Here is a 17,141-nt window from a genome sequence, read left to right as displayed (position 1 = left end):
AAAAAATGAATTGATTTTATCATAGCGATCAAAAAATACTGCCGCTATGCAGATAAAAGCTTTTGAAACGTTTCTATGCGTGGCCGAGACCGGAGGGTTTCACGCAGCAGCGCGCAAGCTGAATGTGACCCAAACAGCTGTCAGCGCGCGCATACGGCAGATCGAGGACGCCACAGGAAAGCCCCTTTTCACCCGCGGGGCCGGAGGCACGGCACTAACGGATTTTGGACGCCAGTTTCGTCCTTACGCCGAGCAGATGCTCTCACTCTGGTCTTTTGCTTCGACTGATTTACCCTCGCAAAACCAGAATCGCCCGGCACTGAGGCTGGGGGCGCAGCTCAGCGTTTGGGATCCCTTGCTGGTCGATCTAGCCATACGTTTCGAACAGCATCTTGGCCAATTACTGCTGACGCTGAACTATGATCATGATCTGGATATGGTGGACGCGGTCGCAACACATGTGCTGGACGCCGCTCTGACCCACGAAAAGCCCTCAGACCGGCGGGTAATGTTTGAAACCCTGCCGCCAGAGCGGTTGGTTCTGGTCGAAACCGCTGAGGCGGTGGTCGACAACTCGGTATTCGTCAATCTCGAACTTGGCGCAGCTTATCAGGACCATGTGCGGACCACGGCCCGCAAGGCAGAGGGGCAGACGGTCTTTCTGGGCAATTGCATGATGGCCCTGCGCTATGTCCTCAAACGAGGGGGGCGTGGGTTTTTTCCCGCCTATTTGGTCGCAGAGCATATTCGCTCTGGCGCGCTGGTACGGGTTGACCAAAGCCCGGACCTGATGTTGCCGCTCTATCTCGTAACCCGCCCAGACAGCGCTGCGTTCGAGGATATTCTAGACTGCCTGCAGGGTTTGCGAGACCCTGCCTAGACAGCGACCTCGGCCCTGGAACGGCGCCAAATTGGACGCCCTGCAACCGCCAAGAACAGGCACGAAATCAGGATACCAATGACCGCCGGTGCATAGAGAACGATCCAAAGACCCGGCTCATCTATCACGATCGGAGAAACAAACCCCCGAACTCCTTCCAGCAGAACCAGAATGGTAAACGCCCCCAGAATCTGCGGCCACAACCCGAACCGCGAGAAGCTTCCCAGCATCAGGGTGGCATATCCGACCAGCCCAACCGCCACGCAAATCGCGATCCACGAGAACCGTTGGTGCAACTCATCAGTCAGTTCACCCGGGCTGAACCCTTCTGCGCTGGCGATAGCCTCGCGGTCCCGGATCAATTCCATCGTGGGGATCGCTTCAAGGCTGCGGGCGCTCATCCCTCCGGTACTGGTTAGCGCCGAGATATCGTATGAGGCGTCCTGAAACAGCGTCGATGACAGGGTGCGCCCGTCCTTGTCCAGACGCAGCGCCACCCCATCCAGCATGACAAGGTTGATGCCGGCCGCATTGTTCACCAGATACGCTGTTGAACTTGAATAGCTGACAGAATTCGCTGGGTCTCGCCGGTCTGAGACAAAGACCTCGTGCAGGGTCCCGTCCAGATCAATCCGACCGATATAGACCGTGACACCGTCGGCCGGGTGCAGAAACTCACCCTCATTCAGCAATTGGGCGGTCACGTCACCTGCAACTTCGGCCTGCCGGATCTCGAGCTGCTCGACCGAGGCAGGGCGCAGGAAAACGCTGATCGCCGCCATCATCATCCCTGTAACAAGACCGAACAGCACCACAGCCCGGGCCAGCCGCCAAGGGCTAGAGCCGGTCGCCAGCATGACCGTCATCTCACTTTCCCGGCTGAGGCGGTTCGTGGCGTAGACGGCCGCAGCGAACACAGCCATCGGCATCACTGTTCGGATCAGGGTCGGAAGCGTCAGAGCAGTGAATTCGAGGAAAACAACCGCCGACTGGCCGCCGCTGATCACCCTGTCAAACAGGCTGACAGACCGCGTGATCCAGAAAACACCGACCAGGACCAGAGTGAAAAAGCCGAACAGCACCAGCAACTGCCGCAGGAAGTAACCATCGAAACGCGACATGTACCCTCATTCCCGGTGTCTGCGATTTGCGGGGACTTTAGGCTATCCCGCAAGCAGAGGAAAGACGGTCACCGCCCTGCTTTGAGATCGGGTGGGGTTTCAGACGACCAGAAGATCGACCTGATGTTTGATCTGCGCGAACGCTTCACGCGACACGGGATGAAAGCCCCCAGCATGACGATAAACGCTCCGGTAGTTTTCAAACAACAGGTCACACAGCTTTTGTTGGGTGCTGTGCTGTCCGTCCGGAGTGTATTCCAGAAATATGGGTGGCCTGTATTCTGCGATGAGTTGCTTCATCCCTTTCAGGGCGGATAGCTCATGGCCCTCAACATCCATCCAGACCAGCCCAATTTGATCAGCCTGAAGGGTGCCTGACTGCACCAGGTCGTCAATCCGAACGATCTCGACTGAAAAACTCTCTCGGGTCTTGCCGCTTTTTCGCCTGGCGCCCAGACGCGAGCCGCCCCGGTTGAACAGATTACGGGTAAATTCAGCCGTTCCATTCGTGTCCGAAGCTGCGACACCCAAGATCGTCACTTTTTCTGTCAGCCCGTTCAACGCAAGATTGTGACGCAACAGGTTCATGTTGTCCGGGTCCGGCTCGATCAACACCACGGCGTCACACTGCAGGTCTAGGAAGAAATAGACGGTTTGGGTGCCAATATTGGCTCCAACTTCCAGAACAGACATTCCGGGTTTAAAGGCATTGTTCTGTTCAAGAAACGCCCGCAGATTCGTGACCGAGCCGCGGGCGAATTCACCGTTCTGGCAAAGGGAACGTCCGATTGCATCCGTTGGAAAGAAGGCAAAAGCATGATCGCCCAAGTCCCTAAACAACAAAATATCCTGATCAAGCAGCTGATTCATGACCGCGCGCAGGGTTTTGCCGTTGCCAAGAACACGTGAGGCAGTCTTTTCGGCAATCAGGCTTCGCAATCCCATTCAACACCCTTGAATGCAAATCAAATATTGCCTTTAGTGCATATCTCTGCGTTCGCCGTTCAGCAACACAGGCATCGATTTGATACAAAACATGGTGCATTTGCGCCCTATCGGGCTAGGCAGCTTCACAGCACGCTTACATTCGGCACGTGTCAGAGCCTTCATCGTGTGTTTGCGGCTGTTTCATTTCCAACAATGTCGTTTGAAACAGGCTCCGGAACTCGGCTTCTTTCACGGTGGGTTCGCTTGTTTCTTCATCCGCGGCGCGAAGCTCTTCGGGCCGAGGCCGCGTCTGCCGTGCTGCTTGCCAACGGTGGTCGCGAAAGATCGACAAAAAGCTCTGTATCAAATTCCTTCCCTCCCAACGAACTTTGCAAACCTTGTCACTGCGGGGCCGATCCGAACCTCAGTGGTTGGCCGAGGCTCAAGGATCACAGTCCGTGAGTGGCACCCCGCAGCGACGAGGTGCATTTAGGGATTTCATTTTGAGACGTAAGGGGGAAGAAAACCCCGGTTTTCGTCACTTTTGTGCATGCAAAATAAAAAATTGAGCAGCATCTTACGTTTACGTCAACTACACCGAAGCGGAAGAAATTTCCGGACGCTACGTCAAATCTCTACCCACTGCGCAATATGGCCGCCGCTCAAACTGCCCCTGAGGAACCTCAAAGGGAATTTCGCGCGGCGAAAATAGGATTCGACGCAGCCGCAAAAGCGAATGTACAAGTTTTGGGAAGTTTTGAATGGCAGGGGCAGCAGGGTTCGAACCCGCGACCTACGGTTTTGGAGACCGTCGCTCTACCAACTGAGCTATACCCCTAGGCTGAGCCTCAGATATGCCAGCCGCGCGGCGGACTCAAGAGGCTTTTTCAGATTCTCAACCACTTCTCGACAAGACAAACAAGTTGCACGCGGCGTTGAGTTCTATAAGACACGTTTTGGTCAGTAAGAGGGACCCATCCGTGAGTATCCGCAAAAAGATCGCCGACAGCGAAGCCGTGTTAAACTGGGCGGCGCGCCGTATTGCGAGCTATATTCGGATGGTCAACCGCAACACCAAATGGCAGCGCATCGGCTATGAAGAACTGGACCAGCTGGCCGAACAGGGCGAACCGGTCATCGTTGTTCTGTGGCATCAGCGGCTGGCGCAGTCACCCTATTTCTTCCCGCTGGACAAGGCGCAAATCTGCTCGATCACGTCCTCGGCCCGGGCGGGCAGCATGGTGGGCCGCGTTCAGAAGCTGTTCGGCATGGACACGATCGCCATGGCCAGCAAACACAAAAGCAACGTCGCCGTGTCGCGTGAAGTTCTCGGCAAGATGAAACAGGGGATTTCTATTGGTATTGCCGCCGACGGACCCCGCGGGCCGGAGCGGGTGCTGTCAACCGTGCCTCTGGTCTGGGCGCGCACATCGGGCAAACGGGTGTTCGGAATCACCTTTTCGGCCCGTCATGGCAGAGAGGCCGGTACATGGGACCGCTTGTTGATGCCCCGCCCCTGGCGCAACGAAGGTGTACTTTTATGCCGCGAATGGACCGAGACTGTGCCTCGCAAAGCCAGTGAAGAGCAGATCGAAACCCTGCGCCAAAACCTTGAGCAGCACATGAACGACATCACGGCCGAGGCCGACCGGATGGTCGGGCGCGAACCGTGGTCGCCTAAACCTTAACCGCCGCGCAGCCTCTGCATTAGATAGACTTCGCTGCCTTCCGGGATTGGCTCCGTCAGGCCCGTAGCAATCACGCGCCCGTCGATCGCGATTGAGACGCCCGCATCAATGGGGGCCTGCAATTGCGGATGCGCGCGCACAAGGGCGCGCAGCAACTCTCCGGTTGTTTTGGCTTCGACCTCGACAACGGCCAAGCCCCCGGTCAGAGACCGGAGGCCGGACCAGAGGTGAACCTCAACCATTGCCTTTGAGCGCGGCCAGAATACGCGGAGGTGACATCGGCAGTTGCTTCATCCGCACACCCGCCGCGTTGGAAACCGCGTTGGCGATGGCGGCAAGCGGCGGCACGATGCCGGTCTCGCCCACACCGCGTACCCCAAACGGGTGGCCGGGGTTGGGCACTTCGACAATCACCGTGTCGATCATCGGCAGGTCACTGGCGACGGGGATCCGGTAGTCGAGGAAGATTGAGTTCTGCAACCGCCCGTCCTCGCCGTAGATATATTCCTCGTTCAGCGCCCAGCCGATGCCTTGCGCGGCACCGCCCTGGAACTGGCCTTCTACGTAGGTCGGGTGGATCGCCTTGCCGGCGTCTTGAATGACCGTGTAGCGGGTCACGCTGGTTTTGCCGGTTTCCGGGTCAACCTCGGCATCGACGATATGGGTGCCAAAGGACACGCCTGCGCCTTCCGGAGTTGCCTCGAAATGGCCCGAGATCGGGCCGCCGGTGCGCCCCATATCTGCCGTGATGTCGGACAGGGCCAGCGGGTCGAAATCGCCTGCGTTGGGGCCTGAGGGCACGGCGCAGCCGTCCTCCCACTTCACCGCCTCAACTGGGATACCCCACTTGGCTGCCGCACGTTCGCACAGTTTTTCGACCGCGTGTTTGGCCGCCTTGATGGTCGCCAGGCCCGACGCGTAGGTCACACGCGAGCCGTGTGAGACGTCGTTATAACCCAGCGTCGCCGTATCCGCGATGGTAACGCGGATGTTCTCGTATGGGATGCCCAGAACCTCGGCCGCCATCAGCGCCATAGACGCGCGAGAACCGCCGATATCGGGCGTCCCCACCATCAGCTGGGCCGAGCCATCCTCGGACAGGGCCAAGGATACGCTGGTCTCACCGCCGTGGTTGAACCAGAACCCGCAGGAAATCCCGCGCCCCTGCCCCGGCTTCAGCGGGGCCGAATAGTGCGGGTGCGCCTTGGCGGCCTCCAGCGTTTCGACCAGACCAATGCGTTCGTAGGTCGGGCCATAGCTTGCCTTGGTCCCTTCATGAGCGGCGTTTTTAAGGCGGACATCTACGGGGTCGAGACCCAGCTTGTTACACAGCTCATCAATCACGGACTCAACCGCAAAGGCACCCATGGGTGCGCCCGGCGCGCGGTAAGCGGCCTGTTTCGGACGGTTCGACATCACGTCATAGCCGATCTGCTTGACGTTTGTCAGGTTGTACGGCGCGAAGGCGCACATGGCGGTCATGTCGCCCGGCGCGCCGGGGAACGCCCCGCCCTGCAGGCGGAATACGCCTTGTGCTGCCGAGATGGTCCCGTCCTTCTTCATGCCGATCTTGACGTCCATCGACGCCGACGCCGTTGGGCCGGTCGCCCGGAAAACTTCAGATCGGGTCATTACGACCTTGACCGGACGGTTGGCTTTCCGGCTCAGCGCAAGCGCAACGGGTTCGATGAAAACAGTAGTCTTGCCGCCGAATCCGCCGCCAATCTCGGACGCGGTGACGCGCAGTTGCGAGGTCTCAATGCCAAGCAGCGCGGCGCATGTCTTCTGCGCGATCCAGTGGCCTTGCGTGGTGCACCACAGCTCGCCCTTGCCGTCATTGCCCAGCATGCCCAGACAGGCGTGCGGTTCGATATAGCCCTGATGGGTCGCTTCGGTGACAAAGCTGTCTTCGATGACCAGATCCGCTTCGGCAAACCCCGCCTCGACATCTCCGTGACCGCTTTCGTGGTAACGTACGACGTTCGGGTGCAGACCTTTGGGCACCGAATAGTCCGCAGCGCCTTCCCGAATAACCGGCGCATCCGACGCCATCGCTTTGTCCACGTCGGTCACATGGGGCAGAACTTCGTATTCGACCTCGATCAGTTTGAGCGCATCCCGCGCTGCCAGCGCCGATGTGGCTGCAACCGCAGCGACAGCGTGACCATCATAGAGCGCCTTTTCGCCCGCCATGACGTTTTCCAACACGTTCCAGAACTCGCCCTCGAGACCGGGTTTGAACGGGACGTCGGCGAAATCCGCACGGGTGACGACAGCTTTGACGTCCTTATGCGCCTCGGCTTTCGAGGTGTCGATCTTCACGATCCGCGCGTGGGCATGGGGAGAGCGCAGAACCGCTCCGTGCAACATGCCGGGCGCATAGGCATCAGCCCCGAATTTGGCGCGGCCCGTGACCTTGTCTAACCCGTCAGGGCGATCCGGGCGCGTGCCAACGAAAGTGAAAACAGATTTGCGATCGTCGAGTGCCATTACGAAGCCTCCCGCAGCTCTTCCGCCGTTTCCATCACGGCGCGTATGATCTTGTCATAGCCGGTGCAGCGGCAGAGATTGCCTGCCAGCCAATACCGGGTTTCCTCTTCGGTCGGGTTTGGGTTCTTCTCAAGCAGCGACTTGGCCGCCACCAGAATGCCCGGGGTGCAAATCCCGCACTGAAGCGCCGCATGTTCGATGAACTTCTTCTGCAGCGGGTGAAGAACGTCGCCATCCGCGATGCCTTCGACGGTTTCGATGGTCTTACCCTCGGCCTCAACACCCAGCATCAGGCAGGAACAGACCAGACGGCCATCGACGGTGACGGAACACGCGCCGCAATCGCCGGTGCCGCAGCCCTCTTTCGCACCGGTCAGGTTCAGCTTGTCGCGCAGACAGTCCAGCAGCGTTTCGCGCGGGTCACACAGGTATTCGACCGTGTCCCCGTTCACGGTGGTGGATACGTGGAGCTTGCTCATGCGTCTTCTCCCTTCGCGCGTGCATAGGCGATTTTCGCGGCGCGCTTGGCCAGAACACCAGCGACCTCGGTGCGGAACTCGATCGTGCCGCGTTTGTCGTCAATCGGGTTGCAGGCCGCCGAGGCCGCAGCCGCCAACGCGTCCAGCGCGGCGTCATCCAGCGTGCTGCCGATGATGGCTTTGGCGCAGTCTTCAACCAGCAAAACGGTCGGGGCGACCGCGCCCAATGACACGCGCGCCTCGGTGATCATGTCGCCGTCCAGACGCAGGCTGACGCCCACGCCGACCACGGCGATGTCCATTTCGGTGCGCGGGATAAAGCGCAGATAGGCGTCACCGCCTTTTTCGCCCCGCGCGGGGAGGTTGACGGCTGAAACCACTTCACCCTTCGCCAGCGCGGTCTTGCCCGGTCCGGTGGGGATGTCCTCAACAGCAACCTCGCGCGCGCCATCAAGGCCGGTCACAGTAACCGTCACGCCCGCAGCAACCATCGCGGGCACCGAATCCGCCGCCGGCGAGCCGTTGCACAGGTTGCCCGTCAACGTCGCGCGGCCCTGCACCTGAGTCGATCCGATCAGATCCATCGCCTCGACCACACCGGGCCAGTCGCGGCCCAGCTGGGGGTGCTCGCTCATTTCAGCGCCGGTGACAGCGACGCCAAGTGTCCAGCTGCCATCGGTGTTTTGCGTGATCTGATCCACACCGTTGATTTTCTTGATGTCGATCAACGTATCGGGCGTCACCAATTCCGAACGCAGCTGCACCAACACATCGGTGCCGCCTGCCAGAAACCGTGTCGTACCCGTCGCTTTTGCAGCCAGAGCCGACGCCTCGGCAAAACTGGCGGGGCTGTGATAATCCATGAAAATACCTCGCACCTGTCAATCAGGATTCACTGGGTTCTGGGGGAAGGTAATGCAGTGCCTCAGCGGCGTCCATGGCCGCAGCGACCAATTTTTCTACAACTTCATGTCGTTTTTCGACCTCGGGTCAGAGATCGATCTCAATCACGCCATCCGGTTGCGCGGCGCGGCTTTGACACAAAATGATAGCGCTCTCGCGTTGTTTGTTGGACAGGACAAAATCGCGATGTTCGATTTCACCCGAAACAACACCGCATTTGCAGACGCCGCAGATGCCATCGGCACATTTAACATCCACGTGAATACCTGCCTCATTCAACACCTGCGCAGCGTCCTTGTCTTCCGGCACGGTCAGTTCCTGGCCTGATTTCGCCAGCTTCAAGGTGAATGGGAAGTTTTCGTACTCCGGTTGCTCGGGGACCGAGAAATACTCCAGATGCCGCGCTTCGTCCGGGAAACCCTGCCGTTCGGCCGCTTGCACGACGCCATCCATGAAGCGATCGGGTCCGCAGGTATAGACGTGCCAGCCGTCCTGATAGCCTGTGAGGATCGCATTCAGATCGGCCCGCGTGCCTTCATCTGAGAAATGGTAATGCACGTGATCCGCCCATGGCATCGCGGCCAGATCTTCCAGATACCCGGCCCCGGCGCGGGTGCTGGCCGAGTAGTGCAGCTCGAACGGTTTGCCCAGCGCATGCAGACGATGAGCAAAGGCGATCATCGGTGTGATGCCGATCCCACCGCCCATCAGGAAAGTTTTGGTCGCTGTCTCATCCAGCTCGAAATGATTTATCGGCTTCGAGACGAAAACCTTGCGGCCTTCGTTGAAGATGCGATGCAGCAGAGCGGAACCGCCGCGACCCTCATCCTCACGCAAGACACCAATCTGATAGCTCGCCCGATCCGAGGGGTCACCGGACATCGAATACTGGCGCAGGAACTCGGGCGCGACCAACACATCCAGATGCGCGCCCGCTGTCCATTCGGGTAAAGGAGAGCCGTCCAGCGTCGAGAATTCGTACTTGGTCACATCGGCCGTCATCTTGTCGACCTTGGTCAATTCGACCCGCATGACGGGCGCATCGCCGGCGATCTCGTAGCGATGGACAACCGACATATCGCCAGCCGCCTTGCGTGCCTTGTATTCCTCGGCGTTGACCATCGCCTCATATGCTGCAATCCCCGCCTCGCGGTCCATGGCAAAGGGATAAGGCCACGGATGTGGGGCCAGATAGGCGGGATAAACGGCCAACGTCTGATCTTCGTATTTCAGATCAAGATCGGGCTGCAGATCGCGCCGATTCAGCGGATGCACCGAGGGGCGATAGGCGCCATCCGACTGCAGCTCGATATCCCACCACCACTTTTTGACATCGTTTAGACCACCATTGCCCACCGCATCGTCCAATTTCGCTAATGCCGGGGCGGCCTTAGGGATATTCATCGCCGCCCATCGGAAAGGGCGTTCTTTGAAAATCCCTTCAAGGTTCCACGGGCAGGTCTTCATGCACCGCCCGCACATCGACCCACCGGGCGTTGTTACGCGATAGGTCGCGCATTTCTGGCTGTCGGATTTCCAGATTTCATAGCCGTTGAACATCAGCTTTGGCCCGGCGGTGATCGCTCCCGAGGGGCATTCGCGGGCACATTTGTTGCAGCTTTCGCAGAAACTCTGCAGGCCGAAGTCGATCGGCTTATCATGGGTTATCGGCATATCAGTCGTCACCGCCCCGGATTTCAGACGTGGGCCGAGATAGGGGTTCAGGATGACCTCACCGATCCGGCTGACCTCGCCCAGCCCCGACAACAGCAAAAGCGGTGGCTGCAGCACCTCACCATCCATCACCGTATGGGCCTTGGCTTTGTAGCCGAGGTTGCGGATCTGCTGCGCGATTACGCCACCCAACAGTGAAAACCGCAGATAGGCGCGCATGGATTGTGCAACGCTGATCCAGTCATCACCGCTTGCGCCCTCCATCGTCTCATAGCCCTGGTCGATGATCATGCTAATGGCCTGATCATGCGGCGGCGTGATTTCTTCCCCTGTCGCGTCGTGCGAATACCACGCCCAGTCCGGGCAACGGCTCAGGCCAACCGCATCGACCCCAAGGAAGTAGCTGGTGGCCTTGATATTGGCGGCATTGCGTTCGGCATCGGTTGGGGGCGAAACCTTTGCGCTTTCGCCATCCTGCAACAGAACAAACGCGCCCAGCGCCCGGCGTTGCGCGAAACTGGGGGCTGATTTGCGAACGTAATATCCGCCCTTGGCCGCGTCCTGCAGGTGTTTGCCCATATCGCCAAACTGCGCCCGCGCGAACATGTCGGCGCGCTTGGGAACGCGCGCGACGTTGGCCTCATCAATATAAGTGGTGGGCGTCTCGACCCGCTTGAGCCGCTCAAACGGGTGCGCCCCATCCACATAGCGGCGTTTGGCATAGGCGTCGCGGTTCAGAGCGTTCTTGGCGAACCCGGTGCCCAGCCACCACGCAGGGCCTTGGGTCCGGAACCATGGTTGCTGCGCCATCGGTAGCAGGGGCTGATCGTGGGCAATCTCCATCTCGGTCGTGACAGCGGCCAGACCAAAACGGCGGCCCAGCCATGGTGCGACAAGCGCACCGTCTTCGACAGTGGCCAAACCGGCCGCGACCGCCAGCTTGCCCAGATCCACCTCGGTAGACATCGCCGTATGCGCCCGCGCATCGAACCCCAGCAACCGGATGTAATTGGCGATCACAACGGCATTCTCGGTCGCCAGCAGGCAGGCCCGATGGTCCTGCGCATCCATGATCCACTCGGCCCCCGGCTCGTCCGGGTTCGGGTCGCGGTTATGTTCATACAGGAACACCAGAGCATGACTATGCGAGGCCATCGGACGCGGCGCGGCCTCCATGCTTTCCTTCAGATCGGCCATGATGACGTCGATCCCCGAGGCCAGCGTTTTGGTCTGGCGCGTCTTCAACGCTTGCGCCAGACGGTCGATATCAGGGTTGCGCCGCGGATCGTCCAACAGCGCCTCGGGTGGCAGCGGCCCGCAACCCATCATCGAGGCATCGTTGAAATACCCAAACGCCTTGAAGTGATCCGCCCGCGCCTGCGGGTCCTGCGGGATGTCCGAGGCGACAGGGTTCACCAGCCCATCGCGGATCGTGTCCAACATGGCCTGAAATTCGCCCATCGCATTCACGATGCTCTCAGGCAGGTTAGGCCGGTGAAAGCTGAGCTCGGGCATCGGGGGTAGTTGGAACAGGTCGGGCATCGCCTGCTGACGCGCCAGACGCTCCAACGGGTACGACCCCATGTGAACCGGTCGGTTCTTGTCCGAGAAAAAGCGAAGTCCCATATGCGTGCCCCTTGTTTGCGACTGACCTAGCGCCCTCTCGACAGCAAAACCATTCATACTTAATCATAGATTGTATGAGCAAAATCGATTTTACTGACCTGGACGGCAAGGTCCTGCGCATCTTTCTGACGATACTCGAGGAAAGCTCGGTCTCGAAAGCGGCGGATCGGCTGGGGGTCACACAGTCGGCCATCAGCCACACATTGGCCAAGCTACGGCAGGTGCTGGGCGATCCGCTATTCGTGCGATCCGGCCAGGGCCTGACACCGACCGAGCGTGCTCTGGCCTTGCAAGAGCCGGTCCGCAACGTTCTGGACGGCATGCGCGCCCTTACGGATGAACGCCCCTTCGATCCCCTGTCAGAGCAGATGGAAATCCGCATCGCCACCAACGATATGCCGCGTGAGCTGATCTTTCCTGACCTTCTACGCGCGACCCGCGCCGAAGGGATCAGGTTGCAGTTGGAATTTATCTCATCCGGCGTACCGGCGCCTGATCTGCTGCGCAGCGATCGGTGCCAGCTGATGCTGACGCCGCTGCCTCCGGACGGGCCGGACATCTTTCAAAAGCGCCTGATCTCAAGTTCCTTGATGGTGTTTTATGACAGCAACCAACGCACCGCGCCTAAGACGTGGGAGGCCTATTGCCAGAGCGAACATGTCGAGGTTCGCTTTCCGGACGGTCGCAATGCACGCGCCGTTATGCGCGGCGTGGATCAAAGCCAGATCCGCCCGCCAACCGTCGTCCTGCCGCATTTCAACGCGATCCCGTCATTTATCACGGGGAGTTCCATGATTTCCACTGACACGGCGCTGATGAAAAACGGACCACTGGCCACGTTGGATTGCGCGCCGTTGCCGTTCGACTGCGAGCCTGTCTCGATCTACATGGTCTGGCACCAGCGCTCGGCCAATGATCCGGCCCATCGCTGGCTGCGTGACCGGATCGAAACCCTCGCCAGCGCTATTCAGGCCAAGACCTGAAGCAGGGCCTAGCCTGTCGCCAACGCCCTTTGATCCTCACGCCCCATAGCCACCAGAATAGGTGAGTCCTCTTGCCGCGCCGCGAATGAGGTCTTGCCGGTCATGCCGCTCCACCCCGCCATGGTCAGAGACTGCGCTACCGCTCCACCCAGTGTCGCCCCCGGCCCCGTCACAATGAACAGGTCCGGTGCGAACTCTCGTGCGGCGGTTTGAATGGCGTGGGTGAAATCGTAGGGCTCGGTCACCTGATGGCCCAGCGTGTAGTCCCACAGCGCCTCGGTATCGGTGGCGCCCGGCCACCAGATCTTGCCACGTCCGTCGATCATCGGGTGTCGGGGTTGGCCGAACATATCGGGTTTCAGCCGCGCCCGACCTTCGGCGGCAATCGGAGCCTGCAGAGAGGTATGGAACGCCGCATGGTTCGGCAACCGCATGGGAAAGCGGTCCTGAACGGTGGGATGAGATGCCTCAAATGCGGCCAGACCAGCCTCATTCCCGGCCAGCACCAACATACCGCCCAGATCAATCGACAGCGCCAGATCCTGCCCCTCGACCGCGTTGATGTCAGAGACGTCCTGCAACAACGCCTGTTTCTGGTGCGCGCTGTCGACCCAGTTGTCGTCGGTGAAGGGATAGACCAACTGCCCCCCGATCAGATGGGCCTGCATCAGAGTGCCCATGGTGTTCACCACGCGGAACCCGTTCTCAGCGCTCAGCGCGCCAGCGGCGGCCAGAGCGATATACCAACCCATCGAGTTGCCCGTCACGGCCACCACCTCGATATCATCCGCTAGCGACTGCGCATCCGCCAGCGCGGCGGCATAGATCAGGGGTGAGGCCACATCGCCGCGCGAATAGGTGCTGACCGCAAAGCGCGCGGCCCCGTCCAGCGCGGTTACCCCCTCTTGCCCGGCCTCGGCGCGCAGGGCGTCAAAGCGCTGGAACATCGGCATCTTGTCCGCATGGCGGCGGTGCAGATAGCCAAGTTCAGGCTTGTTATAGGTGCCCCGACCGGGGCAGATCACGACAGCTGTTCGGGTCATTTCTGCACTCCGGTCAGGTTGAGGGCCGCGGCGACGATACTGTCCTTGGACGGCAGGGGCGCGGCATAGGCCGGGCCGGTCGCAATAAAACAATCCTCAGCCACAACGCGGGCGACCCGCGTCTGGGCGCTTTCTTCGCGGAAGAGAGTCATCAGCCCCTCGGACTGGCTACCTGTGCGGCGGCATTCGTCCACGATCAGAACATGCTTGCAGTCCCTGGTCGCCTCTAGCAGCGCCTCGGCCGGTAGTGGGGCCAACCAGCGCAGATCGACGATGCGAGCGTTCACCCCGGCCGCCGCCAGCTCAGGCAGCGCCTGACGCGACAGGTAATGGCCATTGCCATAGGTTACGATGGCCAGATCAGTGCCGTCACCATGGATACCGACCTCGCCCAGCGCAATCCGCCGGTCGGGCGAGGGGTAGGTCGTCATCCAGCCCCCGTCCTGCGCCGTATTCAAATCCCGCATGGGATAGAGCGCTATCGGTTCGAGGAACACAACGACCCGCTGCTCTTCCCGCGCCAGCCGCACGCATTCGCGCAGCATCTGTGCCGCGTCTTCCCCGGTCGAGGGGCAGGCAATGATCACACCCGGAATGTCGCGCAAAACGGCCAGAGAGTTGTCGTTGTGGAAATGCCCACCGAACCCTTTCTGATACCCAAGTCCGGCAACTCGCAGAACCATCGGGTTGGTGAATTGCCCGTTCGAGAAGAAGGGCAAGGTAGCGGCTTCACCGCGGATCTGGTCCTCAGCATTGTGCAGATAGGCGAGGAACTGGATTTCGGGGATCGGAACAAACCCGTTGTGGCCCATGCCAATGGCGAGGCCGAGGATGGATTGTTCGTCCAGCAGAGTGTCGATCACACGGTCCTGACCGAACCGCTGCTGTAGTTTCTGCGTCACGCCGTAGACGCCACCTTTGCGGCCCACATCCTCGCCCATGCAGACGATCTCGCCATGTTCCAGCATCAGATCGGTCAGCGCCCAGTTGATCAGGCGGCTCATGGGCTGCGGGTCGGACATCGCGCGCATGTCGCCCCCGAACGCCTTTGCGCGCTCATCCGCACTGGGGCCGTTCGTCGGCTTGCAGGTGCGTTTGGGCGGGATCAGGCTGGCCATAACATCCTGCGCGGTCGACAAATGCGGGCGCGTGGCAGCCTCGGCAGCAACACGATCCGTCCGGGCGCAGCTGTCCTGATAGATTTTCAACGCCTCTTCCGGAGCCAACGTCCCCGCCTGATGCAACAGCCGAACGGAATGGAGAAGCGGATCATTTGCCTCATCCGCCTCGACCTCGGCCTTGCTGAGATATGTTGTCGGCACATCCGCCCCCGCATGGCCATAGAGGCGCACGGTCCTCAGGTGCAGGAAGGCGGGCTTACGGCGCGTGCGGACATAATGCGCGGCTTCCTGAGCCACGGCGTAGGTCTCGTAGATGTCCAGCCCGTTGGCCTGAAAATACTTGATGCCTGGGCGATGCGCCATCGACGCCTCGATCCAGCCTTTGGGTGTTTTCACCGAGATCCCGATGCCATTGTCTTCGCATACGAACAGCAAGGGCAGTGGCGTGGATTGCACGCTGGTCCAACCCGCCGTGTTGATCGCCCCTTGCGCGGTCGAATGGTTGGCTGAGGCGTCCCCGAAGGAACACATGGCGATGCCATCCTCGGGCAGCACCCGATGCTCGGGGTCATGCCGCCGGGCGGCCCCCAACGCATAGGCCGCGCCGACCGCCTTGGGCAGGTGGCTGGCAATGGTCGAAGTCTGAGGCGGGATCATCAGGGCTTTCGAGCCAAGTACCTTATGACGCCCGCCCGAGGTCGGGTCCTCTTTCGAACAGGCAAAGCTCAGCAGCATATCCCAGGCGATCTGTTGGCCCGGGACCTGCTCGGCCCGAGCAATCTGAAATGCCGCATCACGGTAGTGCAAAAAGGCGATATCCGTCGGGCGCAAAGCGTGGGCCACGGCAGCCATGCCCTCATGTCCGGATGAGCCGATGGTATAGAACCCCTGCCCCGCCTTCTGCATCGCCCGGCTGGTGCGATCCAGCGCCCGGCTGAGGACCTGCGAGCGATAAAGTGACACCGCATCTTCATGGCTCAGCCCGACGACCGGGGGGGCACCTTCGGGAAAATCCTGGTTTGCCACGCGGGTCAGGAAATTCTCATGGACGATCTGCGCGCGATCCATAGCTCGACCTTTTCAAATAGCGCGGGGCTGTCCGCGGGTCTTGTTTTCGAACGGCGCGGGCGCGCGCGTCACAGGCCAGTATATCCGGCTGGTGTCGGGAAAAAGCCAGTGATAATCAAACCCAAAGGTATGAGGAAATGTAATATGATCGCGCCCCGCCGCTTTCTTCCGTCGATTTCATCCCTGCTCGCGCTCGAGGCTGTGGATAGGCTGGGCAGCGCCTCGGCTGCGGCCGAGGAGCTATCGCTGACCCAAAGCGCCATCAGCCGCCAGCTGAAAACGATGGAGGAACAGCTGGGCATCGAACTGATCCAGCGCACTCAAATGCGGCTGAACCTGACCCCGGCCGCGCAAGAGTATGTCCAAACGGCCCGCACGGCCCTGCATCAACTGGCGCAGGCGTCGCTGAAACTAAAGGCCAACCCAACCGGAGGTTCCCTCAACCTGTCCATTCTGCCGGCATTCGGGATGCATTGGCTGGCCCCGCGCCTTCAGGACTTCGCCCGAAATCACCCTGAGGTGACAGTCAACCTGAACACAAGGCTGCGACCCTTCGATTTCGAGACCGAGGCCTTCGACGCGGGTTTTCACTTTGGTCGCCAGAATTGGAGCGGTGTAAACTACCTAAAGATCATGACAGAGTATGTCGTGCCCGTCTGCGCACCTGACCTTCTGCCCGACCAGAGTGATCAAATCGATTGGCTGGAAAAGGCGCCCCTGTTGCACATGGAAACCCGCCCCGACGGCTGGGAGCGCTGGTTTACCGCTCAGGACCATCCTGCAAGCGGGTCGCGTGGGATGCTGTTCGATCAGTTTTCAACGATGATACAGGCCACGATCCATGGCTTAGGCGTTGGCTTGTTCCCCAGCTATTTGGTCGAAGAGCACCTCAAAACCGGCCGCCTCGCCTTGGCTTGGGACGGGCCAGAGGTCAGCTTGGGCGCGTACTATCTGGTATGGCCCAAGAACAGGATCGAATCCGAACCGTTGAAGTCATTTCGAGCATGGCTCGAACGGCAGCTGGACCCGGAAATCACATAGATATCCGAACAAGCCGCCAAGTAAAAAACTGCGCGGCCTTTGGCCTTGCGTCTTGCGGACGGCAGGGGGTCCGGGCAGGCGCGGGCGCAGCCCGCGC

The 17,141-nt window shown here is 60.2% G+C and carries 13 protein-coding genes and 1 tRNA gene; 4 read left to right on the top strand and 10 right to left on the bottom strand.

Going from position 1 to position 17,141, the window contains the following annotated elements; translation table 11 throughout:
* Window positions 1–46 precede the first annotated feature (46 nt).
* On the top strand, window positions 47–880 hold the full coding sequence (locus ACR0IP_RS22325; protein WP_170380556.1) for a LysR family transcriptional regulator: 834 nt from the start codon (window positions 47–49) through the stop codon (window positions 878–880).
* Here the strand turns inward: ACR0IP_RS22325 and lptF are convergent.
* The 3 genes from lptF to ACR0IP_RS22310 all read right to left on the bottom strand — a co-directional run bounded on the left by lptF (window position 877) and on the right by ACR0IP_RS22310 (window position 3,766).
* Window positions 877–2,001, bottom strand: a complete 1,125-nt coding sequence (lptF, locus tag ACR0IP_RS22320; RefSeq protein WP_170380555.1) for an LPS export ABC transporter permease LptF — start codon at window positions 1,999–2,001, stop codon at window positions 877–879. The two genes, ACR0IP_RS22325 and lptF, sit on opposite strands and share 4 nt — an antisense overlap.
* Window positions 2,002–2,100: 99 nt before the next feature.
* Complete coding sequence (locus tag ACR0IP_RS22315) at window positions 2,101–2,946, bottom strand: FkbM family methyltransferase (protein WP_480528052.1); 846 nt, start codon at window positions 2,944–2,946, stop codon at window positions 2,101–2,103.
* Between the two features lie 744 nt (window positions 2,947–3,690).
* Window positions 3,691–3,766 (bottom strand) — tRNA-Trp (locus ACR0IP_RS22310).
* A 142-nt stretch (window positions 3,767–3,908) separates the two neighbouring features.
* Between ACR0IP_RS22310 and ACR0IP_RS22305 the strand changes: the two genes are divergently transcribed.
* Window positions 3,909–4,616, top strand: a complete 708-nt coding sequence (locus tag ACR0IP_RS22305) for a lysophospholipid acyltransferase family protein (RefSeq protein ID WP_480528050.1) — start codon at window positions 3,909–3,911, stop codon at window positions 4,614–4,616.
* Here the strand turns inward: ACR0IP_RS22305 and ACR0IP_RS22300 are convergent.
* The 5 genes from ACR0IP_RS22300 to ACR0IP_RS22280 form a co-directional block, all read right to left on the bottom strand.
* Window positions 4,613–4,858: a MoaD/ThiS family protein gene (locus tag ACR0IP_RS22300; RefSeq protein ID WP_170468530.1), complete on the bottom strand. Its 246-nt coding sequence runs from the start codon at window positions 4,856–4,858 to the stop codon at window positions 4,613–4,615. The two genes, ACR0IP_RS22305 and ACR0IP_RS22300, sit on opposite strands and share 4 nt — an antisense overlap.
* Entirely contained in the window at window positions 4,851–7,106 is a 2,256-nt protein-coding gene (locus tag ACR0IP_RS22295; RefSeq protein WP_480528048.1) for a xanthine dehydrogenase family protein molybdopterin-binding subunit, read from the bottom strand. The genes ACR0IP_RS22300 and ACR0IP_RS22295 overlap by 8 nt, the downstream gene beginning before the upstream one ends.
* A complete protein-coding gene (locus tag ACR0IP_RS22290; protein WP_170380550.1) occupies window positions 7,106–7,585 on the bottom strand; it encodes a (2Fe-2S)-binding protein in 480 nt (159 codons plus the stop codon). The genes ACR0IP_RS22295 and ACR0IP_RS22290 overlap by 1 nt, the downstream gene beginning before the upstream one ends.
* A complete protein-coding gene (locus ACR0IP_RS22285) occupies window positions 7,582–8,448 on the bottom strand; it encodes an FAD binding domain-containing protein (RefSeq protein ID WP_170693094.1) in 867 nt (288 codons plus the stop codon). Before ACR0IP_RS22285 ends, ACR0IP_RS22290 begins: the two co-directional genes overlap by 4 nt.
* Before the next feature lie 127 nt (window positions 8,449–8,575).
* On the bottom strand, window positions 8,576–11,788 hold the full coding sequence (locus tag ACR0IP_RS22280; protein ID WP_480528046.1) for a reductive dehalogenase: 3,213 nt from the start codon (window positions 11,786–11,788) through the stop codon (window positions 8,576–8,578).
* Between the two features lie 74 nt (window positions 11,789–11,862).
* On the opposite strand from ACR0IP_RS22280, the gene ACR0IP_RS22275 reads away from it, so the two are divergent.
* Window positions 11,863–12,771 (top strand): LysR family transcriptional regulator, encoded by a 909-nt coding sequence (locus ACR0IP_RS22275; RefSeq protein ID WP_480528044.1) that lies wholly within the window; start codon window positions 11,863–11,865, stop codon window positions 12,769–12,771.
* Between the two features lie 8 nt (window positions 12,772–12,779).
* Here the strand turns inward: ACR0IP_RS22275 and ACR0IP_RS22270 are convergent, their stop codons facing one another.
* Window positions 12,780–13,814, bottom strand: coding sequence for an ACP S-malonyltransferase (locus ACR0IP_RS22270; RefSeq protein ID WP_480528042.1), 1,035 nt, complete (start codon window positions 13,812–13,814; stop codon window positions 12,780–12,782).
* On the bottom strand, window positions 13,811–16,003 hold the full coding sequence (locus tag ACR0IP_RS22265; protein WP_480528040.1) for a dehydrogenase E1 component subunit alpha/beta: 2,193 nt from the start codon (window positions 16,001–16,003) through the stop codon (window positions 13,811–13,813). The genes ACR0IP_RS22270 and ACR0IP_RS22265 overlap by 4 nt, the downstream gene beginning before the upstream one ends.
* A gap of 144 nt (window positions 16,004–16,147) precedes the next feature.
* On the opposite strand from ACR0IP_RS22265, the gene ACR0IP_RS22260 reads away from it, so the two are divergent.
* Complete coding sequence (locus tag ACR0IP_RS22260) at window positions 16,148–17,044, top strand: LysR substrate-binding domain-containing protein (protein ID WP_170380544.1); 897 nt, start codon at window positions 16,148–16,150, stop codon at window positions 17,042–17,044.
* The last annotated feature ends 97 nt before the right edge of the window (window positions 17,045–17,141 follow it).

Source organism: Ruegeria sp. AL11, assembly GCF_056540865.1.
This window is presented reverse-complemented; position numbering and strand designations above follow the sequence as displayed.

Excerpts from the sequence above, each read along its gene's own strand:
- ACR0IP_RS22325 (WP_170380556.1), top strand. The coding sequence starts at position 47 with ATGCAGATAAAAGCTTTTGAAACGTTTCTATGCGTGGCCGAGACCGGA.
- lptF (WP_170380555.1), bottom strand. The coding sequence starts at position 2,001 with ATGTCGCGTTTCGATGGTTACTTCCTGCGGCAGTTGCTGGTGCTGTTC.
- ACR0IP_RS22315 (WP_480528052.1), bottom strand. The coding sequence starts at position 2,946 with ATGGGATTGCGAAGCCTGATTGCCGAAAAGACTGCCTCACGTGTTCTT.
- ACR0IP_RS22300 (WP_170468530.1), bottom strand. The coding sequence starts at position 4,858 with ATGGTTGAGGTTCACCTCTGGTCCGGCCTCCGGTCTCTGACCGGGGGC.
- ACR0IP_RS22295 (WP_480528048.1), bottom strand. The coding sequence starts at position 7,106 with ATGGCACTCGACGATCGCAAATCTGTTTTCACTTTCGTTGGCACGCGC.
- ACR0IP_RS22290 (WP_170380550.1), bottom strand. The coding sequence starts at position 7,585 with ATGAGCAAGCTCCACGTATCCACCACCGTGAACGGGGACACGGTCGAA.
- ACR0IP_RS22285 (WP_170693094.1), bottom strand. The coding sequence starts at position 8,448 with ATGGATTATCACAGCCCCGCCAGTTTTGCCGAGGCGTCGGCTCTGGCT.
- ACR0IP_RS22280 (WP_480528046.1), bottom strand. The coding sequence starts at position 11,788 with ATGGGACTTCGCTTTTTCTCGGACAAGAACCGACCGGTTCACATGGGG.
- ACR0IP_RS22275 (WP_480528044.1), top strand. The coding sequence starts at position 11,863 with ATGAGCAAAATCGATTTTACTGACCTGGACGGCAAGGTCCTGCGCATC.
- ACR0IP_RS22270 (WP_480528042.1), bottom strand. The coding sequence starts at position 13,814 with ATGACCCGAACAGCTGTCGTGATCTGCCCCGGTCGGGGCACCTATAAC.
- ACR0IP_RS22265 (WP_480528040.1), bottom strand. The coding sequence starts at position 16,003 with ATGGATCGCGCGCAGATCGTCCATGAGAATTTCCTGACCCGCGTGGCA.
- ACR0IP_RS22260 (WP_170380544.1), top strand. The coding sequence starts at position 16,148 with ATGATCGCGCCCCGCCGCTTTCTTCCGTCGATTTCATCCCTGCTCGCG.